We start from the raw sequence: 15,407 nt of genomic DNA, 5'->3' as shown, positions 1-15,407 counted from the left end.
GGGCCCTGCGCGGCCGCTGCCGGCGTGGACGGCGCACTCGGCGTATCGGATTCCGCCGTGGCCCGGGCGGCCACGCCGATGCGGATCAGCGGCGCGCCGACGGGCACGGTGTCGCCCGGCCGGGCCAGCAGTTCCACCACCGTGCCCGCGTACGGGCTGGGTAGCGCCACCTGGGCCTTGGCCGTCTCGACCTCGGCGATGACCTGGTTCAGCGCCACGGTGTCGCCGACCGCGACCGACCACGACACCAATTCCGCGTCGGCCAGGCCCTCGCCGAGATCGGGCAAACGGAATTCCATGACCTGCTGCTGACTATCCACCGGGCTTCCTCCGTGGCGTAACCATTCGGCGAGCGAGTTAAGCGGCGAGCGTGCGGTCGACCGCGGCGAGAATGCGATCGGGGTCGGGCAGGTGGTGCCGCTCGAGCTTAGCCGGGGGATAGGGGATGTCGAAGCCACCGACGCGCAATACGGGTGATTCCAGATGGTAGAAGCAGCGTTCGGTGACGCGTGCCGCGATTTCGGCTCCCAGCCCGGCGAATACGGGGGCCTCGTGCACCACGATCAGCCGCCCGGTTTTCCGCACCGAGGTCTCGATGGTGTCGAAATCGATGGGGGAGAGGCTGCGCAGATCGATCACCTCGATCGAATGTCCTTCCGAGGCGGCGATATCGGCGGCGGTGAGCGCGGTGGCGACGGTGCCGCCGTAGGCCACGATGGTGGCGTCCTCCCCGCTGGCGCAGACCCGGGCCTGGTCCAGCGCGATTCCGCCGTCGCGGTCGAGCCGGTCGAAATCCACGTCGGCCTTGTCCCAGTACCGGCGTTTCGGTTCGAAGAAGATCACCGGGTCGTCGAGCGCGATGGCCTGGCGGATCATCAGGTAGGCGTCGTCCGGATTGCTGGGCGAGACCAGCCGCAGGCCCGCGGTGTGCGCGAAATACGCCTCCGGCGATTCCGAGTGGTGTTCCACCGACCCGATGCCGCCGCCGAACGGAATGCGAATGGTGATGGGCGCGACCACTTTTCCACGGGTCCGGGCGTGGATTTTCGCGACCTGCGAGACGATCTGGTCGAACGCCGGATACACGAATCCGTCGAACTGGATTTCACACACCGGCCGCAATCCCCGCAGAGCCATTCCGAATGCCGTTCCGATGATTCCGGATTCGGCCAGCGGAGTATCGATGACGCGGTTGTTGCCGAAATCCTTCTGCAGCGTGTCGGTGACCCGGAAGACGCCGCCGAGCCGGCCGATGTCCTCACCCATGAGCACGACCTTCGGATCGTCCTCCAGGCTGCGGCGCAGTCCGTGGTTGACGGCTCCCGCGAACGTGGTCTTCATCGTCCGACTCCCTCCAGGTAGGCGGCGTACTCGCGGCGTTCTTCCTCGATCAGCCGGTGCGGGGTGGCGTACACGTGGTCGAAGAGCTGGCCGGGGTCCGGGTCGGGCATGGTGAGGGTGGCGGTGCGCAGCCGGGCGGCGACATCGTCGGCCCGCTCGGCGACCGCGGCCTCGAAGGCGCTGTCCCACAGGTCCTCTCGTTCCAGCAGCCGCCGCATCCGGTCGATGGGGTCGCGGCGCTGCCACAGTTCGAGTTCGGCGGCGGTGCGGTAGCGGGTGGGGTCGTCGGCGGTGGTGTGCGGGCCCATCCGATAGGTGATCGCCTCGACGAAGCTGGGTCCGCCGCCCGACCGCGCGTGCTGCAGCGCCTGCCGGGTCACGGCCAGCACCGCGAGCACGTCGTTGCCGTCGACCTGGACGCCGGGGAGGCCGTAGCCGAGGGCGCGATTCGCGATCGGGGTGGCGCTCTGCACCCGGACCGGCGCGCTGATCGCCCAGTGGTTGTTCTGGCAGAAGAACACCACCGGGGCCGACCAGGTGGCGGCGAAGCCGAGCGCCTCGGCGATATCGCCCTGGCTGGTCGCGCCGTCGCCGAAGTAGGCGATGGTGGCGATCTCCGCGCCCTCGAGGTGCGCGGCGTAGGCGTAGCCGGTGGCGTGCAGGCCCTGCGAGCCGACCACGATGGCCGGATTGGTCATCTTCACCGCGTCGGCGTCCCAGCAGGAGTGCGCGGCCCCGCGCCAGAGCCGGGTGAGGTCCTCGGGCGCGACGCCGCGGCAGTGGGCGACGCCCGCCTCGCGGTAGCTGCAGAACACGTAGTCGTCGGGGTCGAGGGCGTGGGCCGAGCCGATCTGCGCGGCTTCCTGACCGAGCAGCGGCGGCCACAGTCCGAGCTGGCCCTGGCGTTGCAGGGCGGTGGCCTCGGTGTCGATGCGCCGGGCCACGACCATGTCGGTGTAGAGGGCGCGCAGGCGCGGGCCGTCGATATCGGCGATCAGCGCGGCGTGCGCGCGATCGTGGACGCGCTGTCCGTCGGGCTGGAGGAGCTGGACCGGATAGGTGTTCTTCTCGGGCATGGGTATCGCCTCCTGACACCGGGTTGCATCGGGTCCGCCGCGGGATTGTGTCCGTCTGGCAAACCGATGTGTGTCCTGTACCACAAGCATCCTCCGCATGGCGATCTGCGCAAGTCTGGCGCGCAGAACTGAGCAGAATGCACGGTCGATTCGCGATTGTCGGTGTCATACTGATCCTCATGAGCAGCAGGGAGCCCAATCCGGCGCCGCTGGACGCCACCGACGCCCGGTTGTTGCTGGAACTGGTCGCGAATCCGCGGGCGACGGGGGTCGAACTGGCCGCCCGGCTGGGGCTCTCCCGCAATACCGTGCAGGCCAGATTGGCCCGGTGGGAGGCGAGCGGGGTGCTGGCCAGCTTCGAGCGCCGGGTGGACCCGCGTGCGCTGGGCTACTCGCTGGCGGCGTTCGTCGCGGTGGTGGTGGACCAGCATCGGCTCGACGCGGTCGCGGCCGAACTCGCCGAGATCCCGGAGGTCACCGAGGTCTGCGGCATGACCGGGCCGACGGATCTGACGGTCCGGGTGGTGGCCGCCGACGCCGAGGATCTGTACCGCGTGGCGGGCAGCATCCTGAAGATCCCCGGGGTGGAGCGCACCAATATGGCGCTGGTCATGCAATCGCTGGTCGGGCCGCGCATCACCCCGCTGCTCGAGCGCCTGGCCGCCGGCGGCGCGTGATCCGGTCCGGCGCGCCTAATTCAGTCCAGTTTCGGCGGATTGGCCGCTGACCGATGGGTGACTGGACCGCGACGATAGCCCGATGAGCACCAGCGTCACCGAGGTCGAACGCCCGCCGGTCGTCGGACTCGGACAACCCGTCGGAGCCGGAATCGTCACCGCGCTGGTCGGATTCACCAGTTCGTTCGCGGTCGTCTTGGCCGGTCTGACCGCCATGGGCGCCACGTCGGCGCAGGCGGCCTCGGGTCTGCTGGCGGTCTGCGTGACCCAGGCGGTCGGCATGCTCGTACTGAGCCGCCGGTATCGGATGCCGATCACACTGGCCTGGTCCACGCCCGGCGCGGCGCTGCTGGCGAGCACCGGGGCGGTGGCGGGCGGCTGGACCGCGGCGGTCGGCGCGTTCGCGGTGGCGGGCGCACTCATCGTGCTGACCGGATTCTGGGACCGGCTGGGCGCGCTCATCGCGGCCATTCCGGTGGAGATCGCGCAGGCCATGCTGGCCGGGGTGCTGCTGCCGCTGTGCCTCGCGCCGGTGAAGGCGCTGCCGGTGAGTCCGGCCGTGGTGGTGCCGGTCATCGTGACCTGGCTGGTGCTGCAACGGTTCGCGCCGCGCTGGTCGGTGCTGGCGGCCTTCGCGGTCGCGGCGGCCGGATCGGGCATCGACATCGCCGTGCGGCACCGGAGCCTGGAACTGTCGGCCATGGTTCCCCGCGTGGAATGGACTGTGCCGCAGTGGAGTTGGCAGGCCCTGATCGGCGTCGCGGTGCCGTTGTACGTGGTGACCATGGCGGCGCAGAACATTCCGGGTACGGCGGTCATGCGCACCTTCGACTATCGGGTGCCGTGGCGCGCGGCCATGACCGTCACCGGCCTGGGCACGATGCTGGGCGCCCCCGCGGGCGGGCACGCGATCAACCTGGCGGCCATCAGCGCCGCGCTCTCGGCGGCCCCGTCCGCGCATCCGGACCCGAAGCGCCGCTGGGTCGCGGCGTTCACCGCGGGCTGCGCCTATCTCGTGCTCGCACTGGCCTCGGGCGCGCTGGTCGCGCTGGTGGCCGCCGCTCCGAAGGGTGTGCTGGAAACCGTTGCGGGACTTGCCCTCATCGCCACCCTCGCGAGCGCGCTGACCGCCGCGCTCACCCCCGCCGCGCATCGGTCCGCGGCCGCCCTCACCTTCCTGGTGGCGGCCTCGGGCATCTCGATGCTCGGGATCGGCGCGGCCTTCTGGGCGCTGGTCGCGGGTCTGGTCGTGCGCTGGTTCCTCCCGCCCGCCGCCGCCTGAGATACGGGTGTTGTCACGCTCCAGGGCACTCGCCGGCGACCCAGGCCAGGTGTTTGGCCGCCACACTGGCGAACAGCTCGGTCACGATGCCGCCCGCGGTGGCGGCCGGGCCGTGCGGGCGACCTTCGACGATGGCCAGCTCGACCTGGCTGTGGGGGCTGATTCCGGTGAGGTAGCCGGGGCAGCGGATCATCGGCCATACCTCGGCTTCGGGTGGCGCGGTGTCGAGCGTGTTGTACCAGCTGCCGTCGAAGCGCCGCACGAACACTTCGCCGACGAAACGTCCGAGTCGGTCGATCAGCGCGCGGTTCTGTTCGGCCAGGACGGCGGTGTGGTCGGGAATTTTGGTGCGCGCCATCGTCATCGCGATGTGCAGTCCGGTCAGAGTCCATGGATCCGGCAGGTCGCCCACGCGGGCCGCGTCCCGGGTGAGGAACTCCTCGAGCGCGGCGGCGTGGCCGGCGAGCCATGCCCGGTAGCCGGGGGTGTGGTGGCCGGTGGTGGCCACGATGATGCCCGTGAACCCCGCCTCGCCGGGCGCGATGACCGGTGACCTGTCCAGCACACTTTCAGCACCCTTGGCGTCCATCGGGCTCCCCTCGGCAAAAAGACGGTTATGACCAGGAATGACACCGTATTGGTTAAGCGGCGGAAACGGGGTGGCTGGCATTGGATGGATACGAGATCTGAAACATGGCGACATGTCAGCGACAATTTGTGCCGTACGGCTGACCGGGCATGCCGGAGGTGGAGATCTTCAGGCCCCGGCGGCACGACATGACATTGCCGCGGCGCGGTTGGTCAGATGACTGATTGCCCTGTCGATTTCCTGTACAACACGTGTTCCCGGTATTCGCCTGGAGTGAGTCCGGTTTCGGCGCGGAAGACCCGGTAGAGGTTGCGTTCGCCGGTGAACCCGCATGCGCGGGCAATCGCCGCGACCGTCTGATTCGGTGTGGCGATGAGCAGCTTTTGCGCTCGCTCGGCCCGCAGCTGCCGCAACAACTGCACGGGTCCGCCGTCGATCTCGGTGAAGAGACGGAAAAGCTTGCGACGTGAGATCCCGCAGGCGAACGCGATGCGATCCGCTGTCAGCTCTGGATCGCTCAGATTCGCTCTGATGAACGCGGCCACTTGCTCGCGCAACAGCGAGTTGGCCGCGGGTTCGTCGGGACGCTGCTCGGCGCCGAGCGCGAGTGCGGCGGAGAGCAGCTCGGTGCCGGCGTTCAGCATCGCGATATTGCCCAGAGCGTGCGCGGGCAGCTCGACCAGACGCCGGAAGTAGTCGATCACCAAGGCCTCGTGCCCGACAGGCTGTAGCCGTCGCGCGTGCGGAAAATCGTCCTCGGACAATCCTGTGGAGCTCAGCAACAGCTCACGCGGGACCCGGATCATGATGCCCTCGTAGTCGGACACGATCGCCTCCTGCGGACGTTGTCCGTCCACGACGAACATCGTGCCCGCCGGCGCGCACAGGAAGTCTTCGCCGAATCGGCCATCGAACCGTCCCGCTATGGTCAGGTAGGCCAGGACAAACTGTGCGTCCGATTGCGCGATATGTCGGTGGGTGCGCTGGGAGATATTGCCCGAAACCTCGAGTTGAGCGATGGACATCTGCTCGGACTCCACGCACGAGCTGATCGAGGCACTGAACGGCCCCCCGGGCAGGGGCCGCGTCGAGCATGGAGTCATCGACTCGCTCTGCATCGCTGCCCACCAATCGAACGCTTCCGTAGCCGAGAAGTCGGCCGTTGAGATCCGCGGCCCGCCTACGATGACATCGCGCATATTCACCCGCCGATCGTGCCAGCGGCACAACCTCATCCACGAACTCGCCGCGCAGGGATTTCGAACGGCTGTCGGACTGGGGTGTGTTCCGGAACGGCAGCACTCCCATCGGCTCGGCGACTTCTCGCCCAACGGGACCCGGTCCCGCCGACGCCCCAGCGCAACCCGGCGGCGGGTGGCTAGGGTGGAGCGGAATCGACTTCATGATGCGGTGAATCGGCGAAGAGGAGTTGGCTTGAGTTCGGTGCTGATTTCGGTTGCGGAGCTTGCGGACCTGCTGGAGGCGGGCGGCGGCCGGGTGCGATTGCTGGATGTGCGGTGGGCGCTCGGGGATCCGGACGGGCCGCAGCACTATCTGGACGGGCATATTCCGGGCGCGGTCTTCGTCGATCTGGAAACCGAACTCGCCGATCCGCCGTCGGCCGTGCACGGCCGCCACCCCATGCCGGAATTGCCGCACCTGCAGAAGTGCGCGCGCAGTTGGGGCGTCTCCGACGGCGACACCGTGGTGGTGTACGACGCGACCGGCGGCATGGCCGCGGCCCGGGCCTGGTGGCTGCTGCGCTGGGCCGGACTGGCGGATGTCCGGATCCTCGACGGCGGGCTGCCCGCCTGGGAGACGGCCGGGGGCAAGGTCGTCGCCGGTGAGGAGCCCGACCCGGAACCCGGCACGGTGGTGCTGTCCCCCGGCCATATGCCGACCATCGACGCCGATGGCGCGGCCGGCTGGCAGGGGCTGCTGCTCGATGCCCGCGCGGGTGAGCGCTACCGCGGCGAGACCGAGCCCGTCGATCCGCGCGCGGGCCACATTCCGGGCGCGGTGAGCGCGCCCACCGCCGAGAACCTCACCGACGCAGGGCATTTCCGGCCGCTGGCCGAATTGGCCGCCCGTTTCGCGGGTTTCGGCTCCGGACCGGTCGCCGTGTACTGCGGCTCGGGGGTCACCGCCGCCCACCAGGTAGCGGCGCTGGCCGTGGCCGGTATCGACGCCGCCCTGTACCCGGGCTCGTGGTCGCAGTGGTCCAATGACCCCAAGCGCCCGGCGGCCACCGGACCCGACCCGGCCTGATCGGACCCGACCCGGCCGTGCCTGTGCTCAGCCGGGTCTGACGGCGGTGAGGATGCCGGTAGCGAACGGCCCGGTGCGGAATTCGATTGCCGTGAAACCGATCTCGGCCAGCGCGTCGCGGTAGCGGCGGACATCCACGGCGGCCAGCGCGTCGCCGGGACCGTCGTGCGGGTGCCCGTGCGCGTCGGCTCCGCCGTGGCCGCCGTCGCCGTGCCCATGACCCTGGCCGCCGCGATGCGCGGCCAGCCCGGCCATGGCGCGGATGGCCAGCCCGCGCAGGCCCGAGGTCGCCGGATGGGTGTCGGCCAACAGCAGCCGCCCGCCCGGGCGCAGCACCCGGAAGCAGCCTTCCAGCGCGGTGATTCGGTCCGCCTCGGCGATGTGGTGCATCGCGAAGGTGCAGGTGGCCACGTCGAAGGCGGCGTCGGGGTAGGTCAGCGACTGGGCCGCGCCGAGCTCGAAGACGCAGTTCGGGGCCGCGTGGGCGGTGGCGTACTCGACCATCGGCGCGGACGGGTCCACGCCGACCACCCGCCCGTGCGGCCCGGCCTGCCGGGCCAGTTCATTGGCCAGACGTCCCGGACCGCAGCCGATGTCGATGGCGTGATCGCCGGGACGGATGCTCGCCGCGGTGGCGAAGTGCCGTGCCAGGCTTCCCGCTCGGCCGAGGAAGAAGACATCGGAGAGCAGGGTGTAGCCGCGCGGCCAGGTGATGAGGGCCCCGACCGCCCGGGCGTCGATATCGGACACTTGCTTGTTCTGAGTCATGTGTTCCATCATCGAAGGATGGGAAATCCCAGGCCAGAAGCAGTTTCCCCGGATGTGTACGTTTCAGGACACCAGCCCGGGATCCGTCCCGGAACGGGTCCGGACCCGGTCGCCGACCGCCGGGTGCGCCGGACCCGCGCGGCCCTGCACCGGGCGCTCATCGAACTCATGCTGTCCCGGCCGTACGCGCGAATCACGGTGCGGGACATCATCGATCGCGCCGATGTGGGCCGCTCCACCTTCTACGCGCACTACCGCGACAAGGACGATCTGCTGCTGGTCAGCTGTATCGAGCATGTGCGGGCCGAGATCGTGGCGCAGTTGTCGCGCTACCCGGGCCCACCGCCGCCGCTGCTGCCCATCGAGATCCTGTTCCGCCTGATCGACGCCCACCCCGACGTGTACCGGCCGCTGGTCGGCCCGCGCGCCAATGCCACAGTGCTGCGGTCGATCCGGCAGATGTACGCCGAACTGCTGACCGAGCATCTGGCTCCGCTGCTGGGCCCCGACCCGGTCGCGGCGTCCGTGGCCGTCACTTTTCTTTCCTGGGGCCTTTACGGATTGCTCGAATCGGTCATGGATCCGGCCCAGGACCTGACCGCCGAACAGGCGTACCGGCACTTCGCCGGACTATGGGCAACCGCGAGCGACGCCCGCGAGGGCGGTGCGGTCGGCGGCGGTGACGGGTAGCCCGTACCGGCTGGCGGCCGTCAGATACTTGCCCGCGTAGAAGCAGCGATTCGCCCGCGCGGGCGGCAGCCAGTCGCCGGGCGTGCGATCGCCCTTGTCCTGGTTGGTCTTTCCGTCCACGGCGAGCAGGTTGTAGTCGACGTCGTTGGCGAACCGCACCCGTCGCGCGACCGGCCAGCCCGCCGCGCCCAGATCCCACGCGGCCGCCAGCGGATACACGTGGTCGATCTGCACGGTCTTGGCCGCCGCCCGCTCGAACGCGATGCGCCGCCCGGTATACGGATCGTCCAACGCCCCCGCGACCACCACGCACGCGTCACCGGGCCGGAAGACCACCCCGGTGAGCTGGCGCGCCAGCACGCTGTTGCGGCTGTCGCATCCGTCGTGGCCGCCCGGCCCGTCATGATCATCGGTCCAGGCCGGGCCGAACACACACCCTTGCCCGCCGCCGCAGCCGCGCTGGTAGCCGCCGGGTCGCGGCCGCGCGGGCACGGTGACCACGGCGGTGAGCAGGTGTTCGAGCTGGGCGCGGGTAGGGCTGCCCGGCGCGGGGGTCACCTGCCCGACGGTCCCGCACCCCAGGACCGCGAACAGGATGACCACCGTGCCGGACAGCGAACTCGCACCTCTGCGCCACACGGCATCAGGTGTACCGCGATCGCCCGCCGACGCGGGCCGTCGAACGAACTTCGCACCCCCTCGGGCGGATCACAGCCAGGCGTGCGCCAGGATGTCGTCGGCCGCCGTTTCCGACAGTTGTGGTGGATAGCGCGTGGCCGCAATGGAATCCACGTGCGCGCCGTCGTGCCCGATGAGCCATGAGCCGCCCCGGTCCTCACATTCGGCGATCTTGGCGAACACGGTGAGCAAGAAGGTGATGGAGTCGCGCGGGTCCGGAGTGCGGGCGAGGCGCTGCGACTCGCCGGGCCGGGACAGATCCAGCCACACCCCGGACTGCCCGTCCAGGCGCAGCCCCACGATCTTGCTCGTGTCCACGAAGGTGAATTTCCGCCGTTCCCACTGAGTCGTGGGCGTGAAGCTCTGCTCGAGCACTTGGAGCAGAATCGTCATCTTCACGGCCTCCCTACGGTTTCGAAAGTGCCACGGCCCCGGATTGGGTCGCGGTGATGTCGGGTGCGCACACAGGTGTCACCGACATGCGATGACCTGCGGATTTATCCAGTATGTGCCGTATCCGATCAGAAATAAAGAGGCACCTGACTCGCGGGTAGCGCCGACCGTGTCGGGGCGGGCTGCTTGGATGGTCGGATGCTGCACGGACTGTGGACGCCCGGGTCCGGGTTGGTGCTGTGGCACGACCCGGACGGTTTCGTGCTCGCCGACGAGACCGAGAAACTGCCCGAGCCGCTGCGGTCGGTGGTGCGCGCGGCCAAGTGGCGGCATCGGGCCGAGGTCACGCTGGCGGGGGAGTACGGCAAGGAGCGGGCGCGGGTGCCGGCGCACGCGCTGGCCCCGGAGGCGGCGGCCCGGGTGCTGCTGGGGGAGCTGCCGCCGCACTGGCCGGTGGCCGGTGATCTGCGCTATCTGGGGCATGTGGCGCGCGGGATCGAGCGCTGGGTGCGGGCGGGGCGGATCGTGCCCGAGATCCGGCGCGACGACGGGGAGTGGTGGGTGCGGTGGCGGCTGGTGGGCGGGCAGCGACAGCGGGCCTGGCTGGCCGAGCTGGCCGTCGCCATGCCGTCGGCGTTGAAGGACGACGGCCGGCCCGCCGACATTCTCGAGAACCTGGTCTCCGAGCTGACCGATCCCATCGCCCGGACATGGATCTCCACACGCGATCCCGAGATGGGTTCCGCGCCGGCCGATTCGGTGTCCCACCCGATGCTGGCGGCGCTGCTGGCGGCCGCCCCCTTGGAGACCGGATCGCACCGGGTGGCGGCGGTGCTCGAGGACTGGCGGACCAGTCTCACCGCGGGCGAACCGGACCTGGTGTTGCGCCTGCTGGAACCAGACGGCGACGAGCCGGGCGAGCTGTGGCGGCTCGAGGTCTGCCTGCGCGTCGAAGGTGAAGCGCCGCAACCGGTGCTGTTGCCCGGCGATCCGGTGCTGACCCGGCTGGCGGGGGAGAAGCTGGCCGCCGCCAAGGAGGCGTATCCGCGGCTGCGCGACCTGCCCGGCGATCCGCGCAGCATGGACCTGTTCCTGCCCACCGAGGTGGTCATGGACCTGGTGGCGCACGGCGCGAACGCGCTCGCCGCCGCCGGGGTGCGGCTCCTGCTGCCCCGGGCCTGGCGGATCGCCGCGCCGACCATGAAGCTGCGGGTGCAGAGCCCGGCCGCCACCGAAACCGCGGTGGGGCTCAAGGGTTTGGTGTCGTTCCGGTGGGAGCTGGCGCTGGGCGACACGGTGCTGACGCCCGCGGAGATGGCGCGGCTGGTGGACGCGAAATCGGATCTGGTGCGCCTGCGGGGTGATTGGGTGCAGGCCGACCATCGCATGCTCGCCGCGGCCGCCGACTACGTCTCGGGCCGCACCGACGGCACCGAGACCACCATCGGCGGCCTGTTCGCGGAGCTGTCGGCGCACCCGGTGATCGGCGTCCCGCTGGACGAGGTCACCGCGACCGGTTGGGCGGCGGAACTTTTCGACGGTGAGCGCGCCACCGAGCCCGTACCCGACCCCGTCGGCCTGAAGGCCCAGCTGCGGCCCTATCAGCGGCGCGGCCTGGCCTGGCTGGCGACCATGAGCCGCCTGGGCTGCGGCGCGATCCTCGCCGACGACATGGGCTTGGGCAAGACGGTGCAGGTGCTGGCCCTGCTGGTGCACGAGCGGGAGACCGCCGCGACGCCGCCCGGACCCACTCTGCTGGTGTGCCCGATGTCGGTGGTGGGCAACTGGCAGCGCGAGGCCGAACGCTTCGCCCCGGATCTGCGGGTGCTGGTGCACCACGGCCCCGCCCGCCGCTCGGGCGCGGAACTGGATGCGGCGGTGGCCGATTCGGATCTGGTGGTCACCACCTACGCCCTGCTGGCCCGCGATGTGGAGGAGCTGAAGCGGCCGGACTGGCAGCGGGTGGTGCTGGACGAGGCGCAGCACGTCAAGAACGCCGGGACCCGTCAGGCGCGGGCGGCCCGGCTGGTCCCGGCGCGACATCGCCTGGCGCTCACCGGAACTCCGGTGGAGAACCGCCTCGAGGAGTTGCGCTCGATCCTGGATTTCGCCAATCCCAAGCTGCTGGGCAAGGCGTCGGAGTTCCACGCCCGGTTCGCGGTCCCGATCGAGCGGGAGCACGACGAGAACGCCGTCACCCGCCTGCGCGCCATCACCTCGCCGTTCGTGCTGCGCCGGGTCAAGACCGATCCGGCGGTGATCTCGGATCTGCCGGAGAAGATCGAGATGACGGTGCGGGCCAACCTGACCGTGGAGCAGGCGGCGCTGTATCAGGCCGTCCTGGACGATATGTCGGCCAAGTTGAAGGCCGCCGAGGGCATGGAACGCAAGGGCGCGGTGCTGGCCGCGCTGACCCGGCTCAAGCAGGTGTGCAACCACCCGGCCCACTACCTGAACGACGGTTCGGCGGTGCTGCGCCGCGGTCAGCACCGGTCCGGGAAGCTGGCGCTGGTCGAGGACATCCTGGAATCGGTGATCGCCGACGGGGAGCGCGCCCTGATGTTCACCCAGTTCGCGGAGTTCGGAAAGCTGCTGGCCCCCTTCCTGACCGAGCGTTTCGGTGCCGCGGTCCCGTTCCTGCACGGTGGGGTGAGCAAGCAGGCCCGCGACGCCATGGTGGCGAACTTCCAGGGCGGCGACGGCCCGCCGCTGATGCTGCTGTCGCTCAAGGCCGGCGGCACCGGCCTCAATCTCACCGCCGCCAATCACGTGGTGCACCTGGACCGCTGGTGGAATCCGGCGGTGGAGAACCAGGCCACCGACCGCGCCTTCCGGATCGGCCAGCGCCGGGATGTGCAGGTGCGCAAGCTGGTCTGCGTCGACACCATCGAGGAGCGGGTGGACGACATGCTGCGCGGCAAGAGTCAGCTGGCCGATCTCACCGTCGGCGCCGGCGAGCACTGGATCACCGAACTCGGCGACGAGGAGCTCCGGGAACTGTTCGCGCTGGGAGCGGAGGCGGTCGGCGAATGAACGAGGTCATCGACTTCGGCGAGTACGCCAGGCGCCGTCCGGTGCGCGGCGGGGTGCCCGCGCGCAGCCGCCGCGGCGCCGCCTTCGCCCGGACCTGGTGGGGCCGTGCCTTTCTGGACGCCGTGGAGCAGGTCGCCGATGCCGGGCGGCTCGCGCGCGGCCGCTCCTACGCCCGCACCGGCCAGGTGATCAACTACCGGCTCGAGGAGGGCTTGGTGACCGCGGAGGTGCAGGGCAGCCAGCCCCGCCCCTTCGTCTCGGTGCTGGCCATGCGGACCTTCGACCGCCACGATCTGGAGGAGCTGGCCGAGGCGGTGCGCGAGTCGCCGGGCATGCTGGGCGAGATCGCGGCGGGCACGCTGCCCCGGGCGCTGGGCCCGCTGCTGCTGCCGGCGACGGTGTCCGAGCTCGACTTCTCCTGCAGCTGCCCGGATCACAGCTGGCCGTGCAAGCACGCGGCCGCCATCTGCTACGTGGTGGCGGAGCGGCTCGACGAGCACCCGACCGATCTGCTCACCCTGCGCGGGATCCGGCTCGACGACCTGATCGGCGGCCTGCTGCAGAGCGAGACCCTCGACTGCGGCGACCTGTACGGCGAGCATGTGGAGCTGCCCGAGCTGCCGGACCCCGAATTCCACCCGGCCCCCGACGATCTGGACCCGGTGCTGCTGCGCCAGGCCCTGCGCATGACCGCCGAGGACGAGCAGTCCGTCGCCGCCGGTCTGCGGCAGCTGCGCGACCTCTACCGCTCCCTGGACCGCTGAGGGCTGCTCGCCAGAGCTACTCCCTGGATCGCCGTGGACTACGCCGTGGCGGTCCGGGTGGCGGGCCGGTCACCGGCGCGGCGCCCGCCGGGAGCTTCGAAGGTGTAGTCGTTCAGGTCGAAATGTCGTGCCCGCCAGGCGGCTTCGGGTGTGCTCATGGCCCGCAGCGGGACGTCCCCGTTCTTGTCGAAGTAGTACGAGTTGGCCAGCGCGCAGCTGTCCTGCCAGAACACCTGGGTGCCGCGCCGGGACAGCATCTCCTGGAAGTACCGCTCGTTGGCGGCGGCGGTGACCTCGATCCGGGTGGCGGCGCGGCGGCGGGCCTGGCTCAGCAGTCGCAGGATGTGGGTGGTCTGCATTTCGATGAGGGTGAAGTAGGACGCCCCGTTGTATCCGTAGGGCCCGATGATGGTGAAGAAGTTCGGGAAGCCGGGGACGCTGACGCCCTCGTAGGCCTGCAACCGGTGGGTGTCCCACCAATCCTCCAGTCGCAGTCCGCCACTGCCGTGCAGGTCGAAGGTGGGCATATTGCCCGACTCCATGACCTTGAACCCGGTGGCCATGATGAGCACGTCGACCTGGTGGTGGCGGCCGGTGGTGCGCAGGCCGCTCGCGGTGATCTCGGTGATGGGATCGGTTTCGAGGGTGACGTTGTCGCGGTTGAAGGTCTTCAGATAGTCGTTGGAGAACGAGGGCCGCTTGCAGCCCAGCGCGTAGTCGGGGGTGAGTTTCGCGCGAATCTCGGGGTCGCGCACCTGATCCCGCAGATGCGCCAGCCCGGTGCGCTCGCCGAGCTTCACGATCGGCAGCACCTTGTAGTAGTGCGCGGACAGCGGGAAGGTCAGTTCCACGAACGCCTGGCTGAGCCAGCGGGTGAGGAACTGCCCGCCGGGCAGGCGCATCAGGGCGCGCGCGATCGGCGGCATGGGCGCGTCGGGCCGCGGCAGGCACCAGATCGGGGTGCGCTGGAAGACCACCAGTTCCGACACCTGCGGCGCGATCTCGGGAATGATCTGGATGGCCGAGGCGCCCGTGCCGATGATCCCGACCCGCTTGCCGCGCAGGTCGATGTCGTGATCCCAGCGCGCGGTGTGCATGGTGACGCCCCGGAACCGTTCCGCCCCGGCGATGTCCGGCAGTTTGGGCCGGGTCAGCACCCCGGTCGCGCCGATGAGGAAGCGGCAGGTCAGTTCATCGCCGTCGCCGGTGCGCAGCCGCCACAGGTGCAGGTCGTCGTCGAAGTCGGCGCGTTCGATGGTGGTGCCGAACCGGATTCGCGGCCGCAGCCCGTACTTCTGCACGCACCGCTCGGCGTACGCCTTCAGCTCCCGCCCCGGCGCGTACACCCGCGACCACGAGTTCTGCTTCTCGAACGAGTACTGGTAGCTGAACGACGGAATGTCCACGGCGATACCGGGATAGGTGTTCCAATGCCAGGTCCCGCCCGGCCCGTCGGCCTCGTCGATCATGACGAAGTCGTCGAATCCGGCCTTGCGCAGGGCGATCGCGGTCCCGATCCCCGAGAATCCCGCTCCCACGATGACGATCTCGTGATCCACGACGGTCCTGGTCATGATGCGTCCTCCGCGTAGATGATGCAGTCCACCCGATGCTCGATCCCGTCGACCGTGCGGATCCCGAGTGGCGCGAGCCGGGCGATGGGCCAGCTGACGAGCGTGCAGTTCGGCCGCCGCAGCGCCCGGTAGTAGCGGCCGTGCACCCGCACCGCCGCCCGCTGGTCGGGCGTCAGTTGCCGCCGCTCCCACGAATCCCCGACCTGCGCCCGCAGATTCGCCGCGGCGTGGATGGTTCGGGTGGTCATGGGCGTGCCGTTCGTCGTAGTTGGTG

The 15,407-nt window shown here is 70.1% G+C and carries 15 protein-coding genes and 1 pseudogene; 6 read left to right on the top strand and 10 right to left on the bottom strand.

Annotated elements, in window-relative coordinates:
- The 3 genes from ACWELJ_RS28535 to pdhA form a co-directional block, all read right to left on the bottom strand.
- On the bottom strand, positions 1-299 hold a 299-nt coding region (locus ACWELJ_RS28535), incomplete at its 3' end, for a biotin/lipoyl-containing protein (RefSeq protein WP_452369213.1).
- Positions 300-357: 58 nt separating this feature from the next.
- Positions 358-1,341, bottom strand: a complete 984-nt coding sequence (locus tag ACWELJ_RS28530; RefSeq protein ID WP_452369211.1) for an alpha-ketoacid dehydrogenase subunit beta — start codon at positions 1,339-1,341, stop codon at positions 358-360.
- The gene (gene pdhA, locus ACWELJ_RS28525; protein WP_452369210.1) at positions 1,338-2,417 is read right to left on the bottom strand and encodes a pyruvate dehydrogenase (acetyl-transferring) E1 component subunit alpha; all 1,080 of its coding nucleotides are present in this window, start codon (positions 2,415-2,417) and stop codon (positions 1,338-1,340) included. The genes ACWELJ_RS28530 and pdhA overlap by 4 nt, the downstream gene beginning before the upstream one ends.
- A 179-nt stretch (positions 2,418-2,596) precedes the next feature.
- Between pdhA and ACWELJ_RS28520 the strand changes: the two genes are divergently transcribed.
- Positions 2,597-3,094, top strand: coding sequence for an Lrp/AsnC family transcriptional regulator (locus ACWELJ_RS28520; RefSeq protein WP_452369209.1), 498 nt, complete (start codon positions 2,597-2,599; stop codon positions 3,092-3,094).
- Between the two features lie 82 nt (positions 3,095-3,176).
- Positions 3,177-4,376, top strand: a complete 1,200-nt coding sequence (locus ACWELJ_RS28515) for a benzoate/H(+) symporter BenE family transporter (protein ID WP_452369208.1) — start codon at positions 3,177-3,179, stop codon at positions 4,374-4,376.
- 13 nt (positions 4,377-4,389) lie between these two features.
- Here the strand turns inward: ACWELJ_RS28515 and ACWELJ_RS28510 are convergent, their stop codons facing one another.
- Positions 4,390-5,046, bottom strand: a complete 657-nt coding sequence (locus tag ACWELJ_RS28510; protein WP_452369207.1) for a hypothetical protein — start codon at positions 5,044-5,046, stop codon at positions 4,390-4,392.
- Between the two features lie 131 nt (positions 5,047-5,177).
- On the bottom strand, positions 5,178-6,164 hold the full coding sequence (locus ACWELJ_RS28505) for a helix-turn-helix domain-containing protein (protein WP_452369212.1): 987 nt from the start codon (positions 6,162-6,164) through the stop codon (positions 5,178-5,180).
- Between the two features lie 235 nt (positions 6,165-6,399).
- On the opposite strand from ACWELJ_RS28505, the gene ACWELJ_RS28500 reads away from it, so the two are divergent.
- A complete protein-coding gene (locus ACWELJ_RS28500; protein ID WP_452369206.1) occupies positions 6,400-7,233 on the top strand; it encodes a sulfurtransferase in 834 nt (277 codons plus the stop codon).
- A 27-nt stretch (positions 7,234-7,260) separates the two neighbouring features.
- On the opposite strand, the gene ACWELJ_RS28495 is transcribed toward ACWELJ_RS28500, so the two are convergent.
- The gene (locus tag ACWELJ_RS28495) at positions 7,261-8,001 is read right to left on the bottom strand and encodes a class I SAM-dependent methyltransferase (protein ID WP_452369205.1); all 741 of its coding nucleotides are present in this window, start codon (positions 7,999-8,001) and stop codon (positions 7,261-7,263) included.
- 54 nt (positions 8,002-8,055) lie between these two features.
- Between ACWELJ_RS28495 and ACWELJ_RS28490 the strand changes: the two genes are divergently transcribed.
- Positions 8,056-8,691, top strand: a complete 636-nt coding sequence (locus ACWELJ_RS28490; protein WP_452369204.1) for a TetR/AcrR family transcriptional regulator — start codon at positions 8,056-8,058, stop codon at positions 8,689-8,691.
- Here the strand turns inward: ACWELJ_RS28490 and ACWELJ_RS28485 are convergent.
- Both ACWELJ_RS28485 and ACWELJ_RS28480 read right to left on the bottom strand, forming a co-directional pair.
- Positions 8,632-9,330 carry an HNH endonuclease family protein gene (locus tag ACWELJ_RS28485; protein WP_452369203.1) on the bottom strand — a complete coding sequence of 233 codons (699 nt, stop codon included), beginning with the start codon at positions 9,328-9,330 and terminating at the stop codon, positions 8,632-8,634. The two genes, ACWELJ_RS28490 and ACWELJ_RS28485, sit on opposite strands and share 60 nt — an antisense overlap.
- A 69-nt stretch (positions 9,331-9,399) precedes the next feature.
- Positions 9,400-9,762, bottom strand: coding sequence for a hypothetical protein (locus ACWELJ_RS28480; RefSeq protein WP_452369202.1), 363 nt, complete (start codon positions 9,760-9,762; stop codon positions 9,400-9,402).
- Positions 9,763-9,960: 198 nt separating this feature from the next.
- Between ACWELJ_RS28480 and ACWELJ_RS28475 the strand changes: the two genes are divergently transcribed.
- Positions 9,961-12,795 (top strand): DEAD/DEAH box helicase, encoded by a 2,835-nt coding sequence (locus ACWELJ_RS28475; RefSeq protein ID WP_452369201.1) that lies wholly within the window; start codon positions 9,961-9,963, stop codon positions 12,793-12,795.
- Positions 12,792-13,559: an SWIM zinc finger family protein gene (locus ACWELJ_RS28470; RefSeq protein WP_452369200.1), complete on the top strand. Its 768-nt coding sequence runs from the start codon at positions 12,792-12,794 to the stop codon at positions 13,557-13,559. Before ACWELJ_RS28475 ends, ACWELJ_RS28470 begins: the two co-directional genes overlap by 4 nt.
- Before the next feature lie 38 nt (positions 13,560-13,597).
- Here the strand turns inward: ACWELJ_RS28470 and ACWELJ_RS28465 are convergent, their stop codons facing one another.
- Together ACWELJ_RS28465 and ACWELJ_RS28460 are read right to left on the bottom strand one after the other, a co-directional pair.
- Complete coding sequence (locus tag ACWELJ_RS28465; RefSeq protein WP_452369199.1) at positions 13,598-15,133, bottom strand: flavin-containing monooxygenase; 1,536 nt, start codon at positions 15,131-15,133, stop codon at positions 13,598-13,600.
- A pseudogene (locus ACWELJ_RS28460) lies at positions 15,130-15,407 on the bottom strand (hypothetical protein); the annotation flags it as partial. The pseudogene ACWELJ_RS28460 and the gene ACWELJ_RS28465, both read right to left, overlap by 4 nt.

This window comes from Nocardia sp. NPDC004582 (assembly GCF_053602115.1).
Note: the sequence above shows the minus strand (reverse complement) of the source record. Positions and strands in the feature narration are given on the sequence as shown.

Coding starts and splice junctions, on each gene's coding strand:
- ACWELJ_RS28530 (WP_452369211.1), bottom strand. CDS start 1,341: ATGAAGACCACGTTCGCGGGAGCCGTCAACCACGGACTGCGCCGCAGC.
- pdhA (WP_452369210.1), bottom strand. CDS start 2,417: ATGCCCGAGAAGAACACCTATCCGGTCCAGCTCCTCCAGCCCGACGGA.
- ACWELJ_RS28520 (WP_452369209.1), top strand. CDS start 2,597: ATGAGCAGCAGGGAGCCCAATCCGGCGCCGCTGGACGCCACCGACGCC.
- ACWELJ_RS28515 (WP_452369208.1), top strand. CDS start 3,177: ATGAGCACCAGCGTCACCGAGGTCGAACGCCCGCCGGTCGTCGGACTC.
- ACWELJ_RS28510 (WP_452369207.1), bottom strand. CDS start 5,046: ATGCCAGCCACCCCGTTTCCGCCGCTTAACCAATACGGTGTCATTCCT.
- ACWELJ_RS28505 (WP_452369212.1), bottom strand. CDS start 6,164: ATGCGCGATGTCATCGTAGGCGGGCCGCGGATCTCAACGGCCGACTTC.
- ACWELJ_RS28495 (WP_452369205.1), bottom strand. CDS start 8,001: ATGACTCAGAACAAGCAAGTGTCCGATATCGACGCCCGGGCGGTCGGG.
- ACWELJ_RS28480 (WP_452369202.1), bottom strand. CDS start 9,762: ATGACGATTCTGCTCCAAGTGCTCGAGCAGAGCTTCACGCCCACGACT.
- ACWELJ_RS28475 (WP_452369201.1), top strand. CDS start 9,961: ATGCTGCACGGACTGTGGACGCCCGGGTCCGGGTTGGTGCTGTGGCAC.
- ACWELJ_RS28470 (WP_452369200.1), top strand. CDS start 12,792: ATGAACGAGGTCATCGACTTCGGCGAGTACGCCAGGCGCCGTCCGGTG.
- ACWELJ_RS28465 (WP_452369199.1), bottom strand. CDS start 15,133: ATGACCAGGACCGTCGTGGATCACGAGATCGTCATCGTGGGAGCGGGA.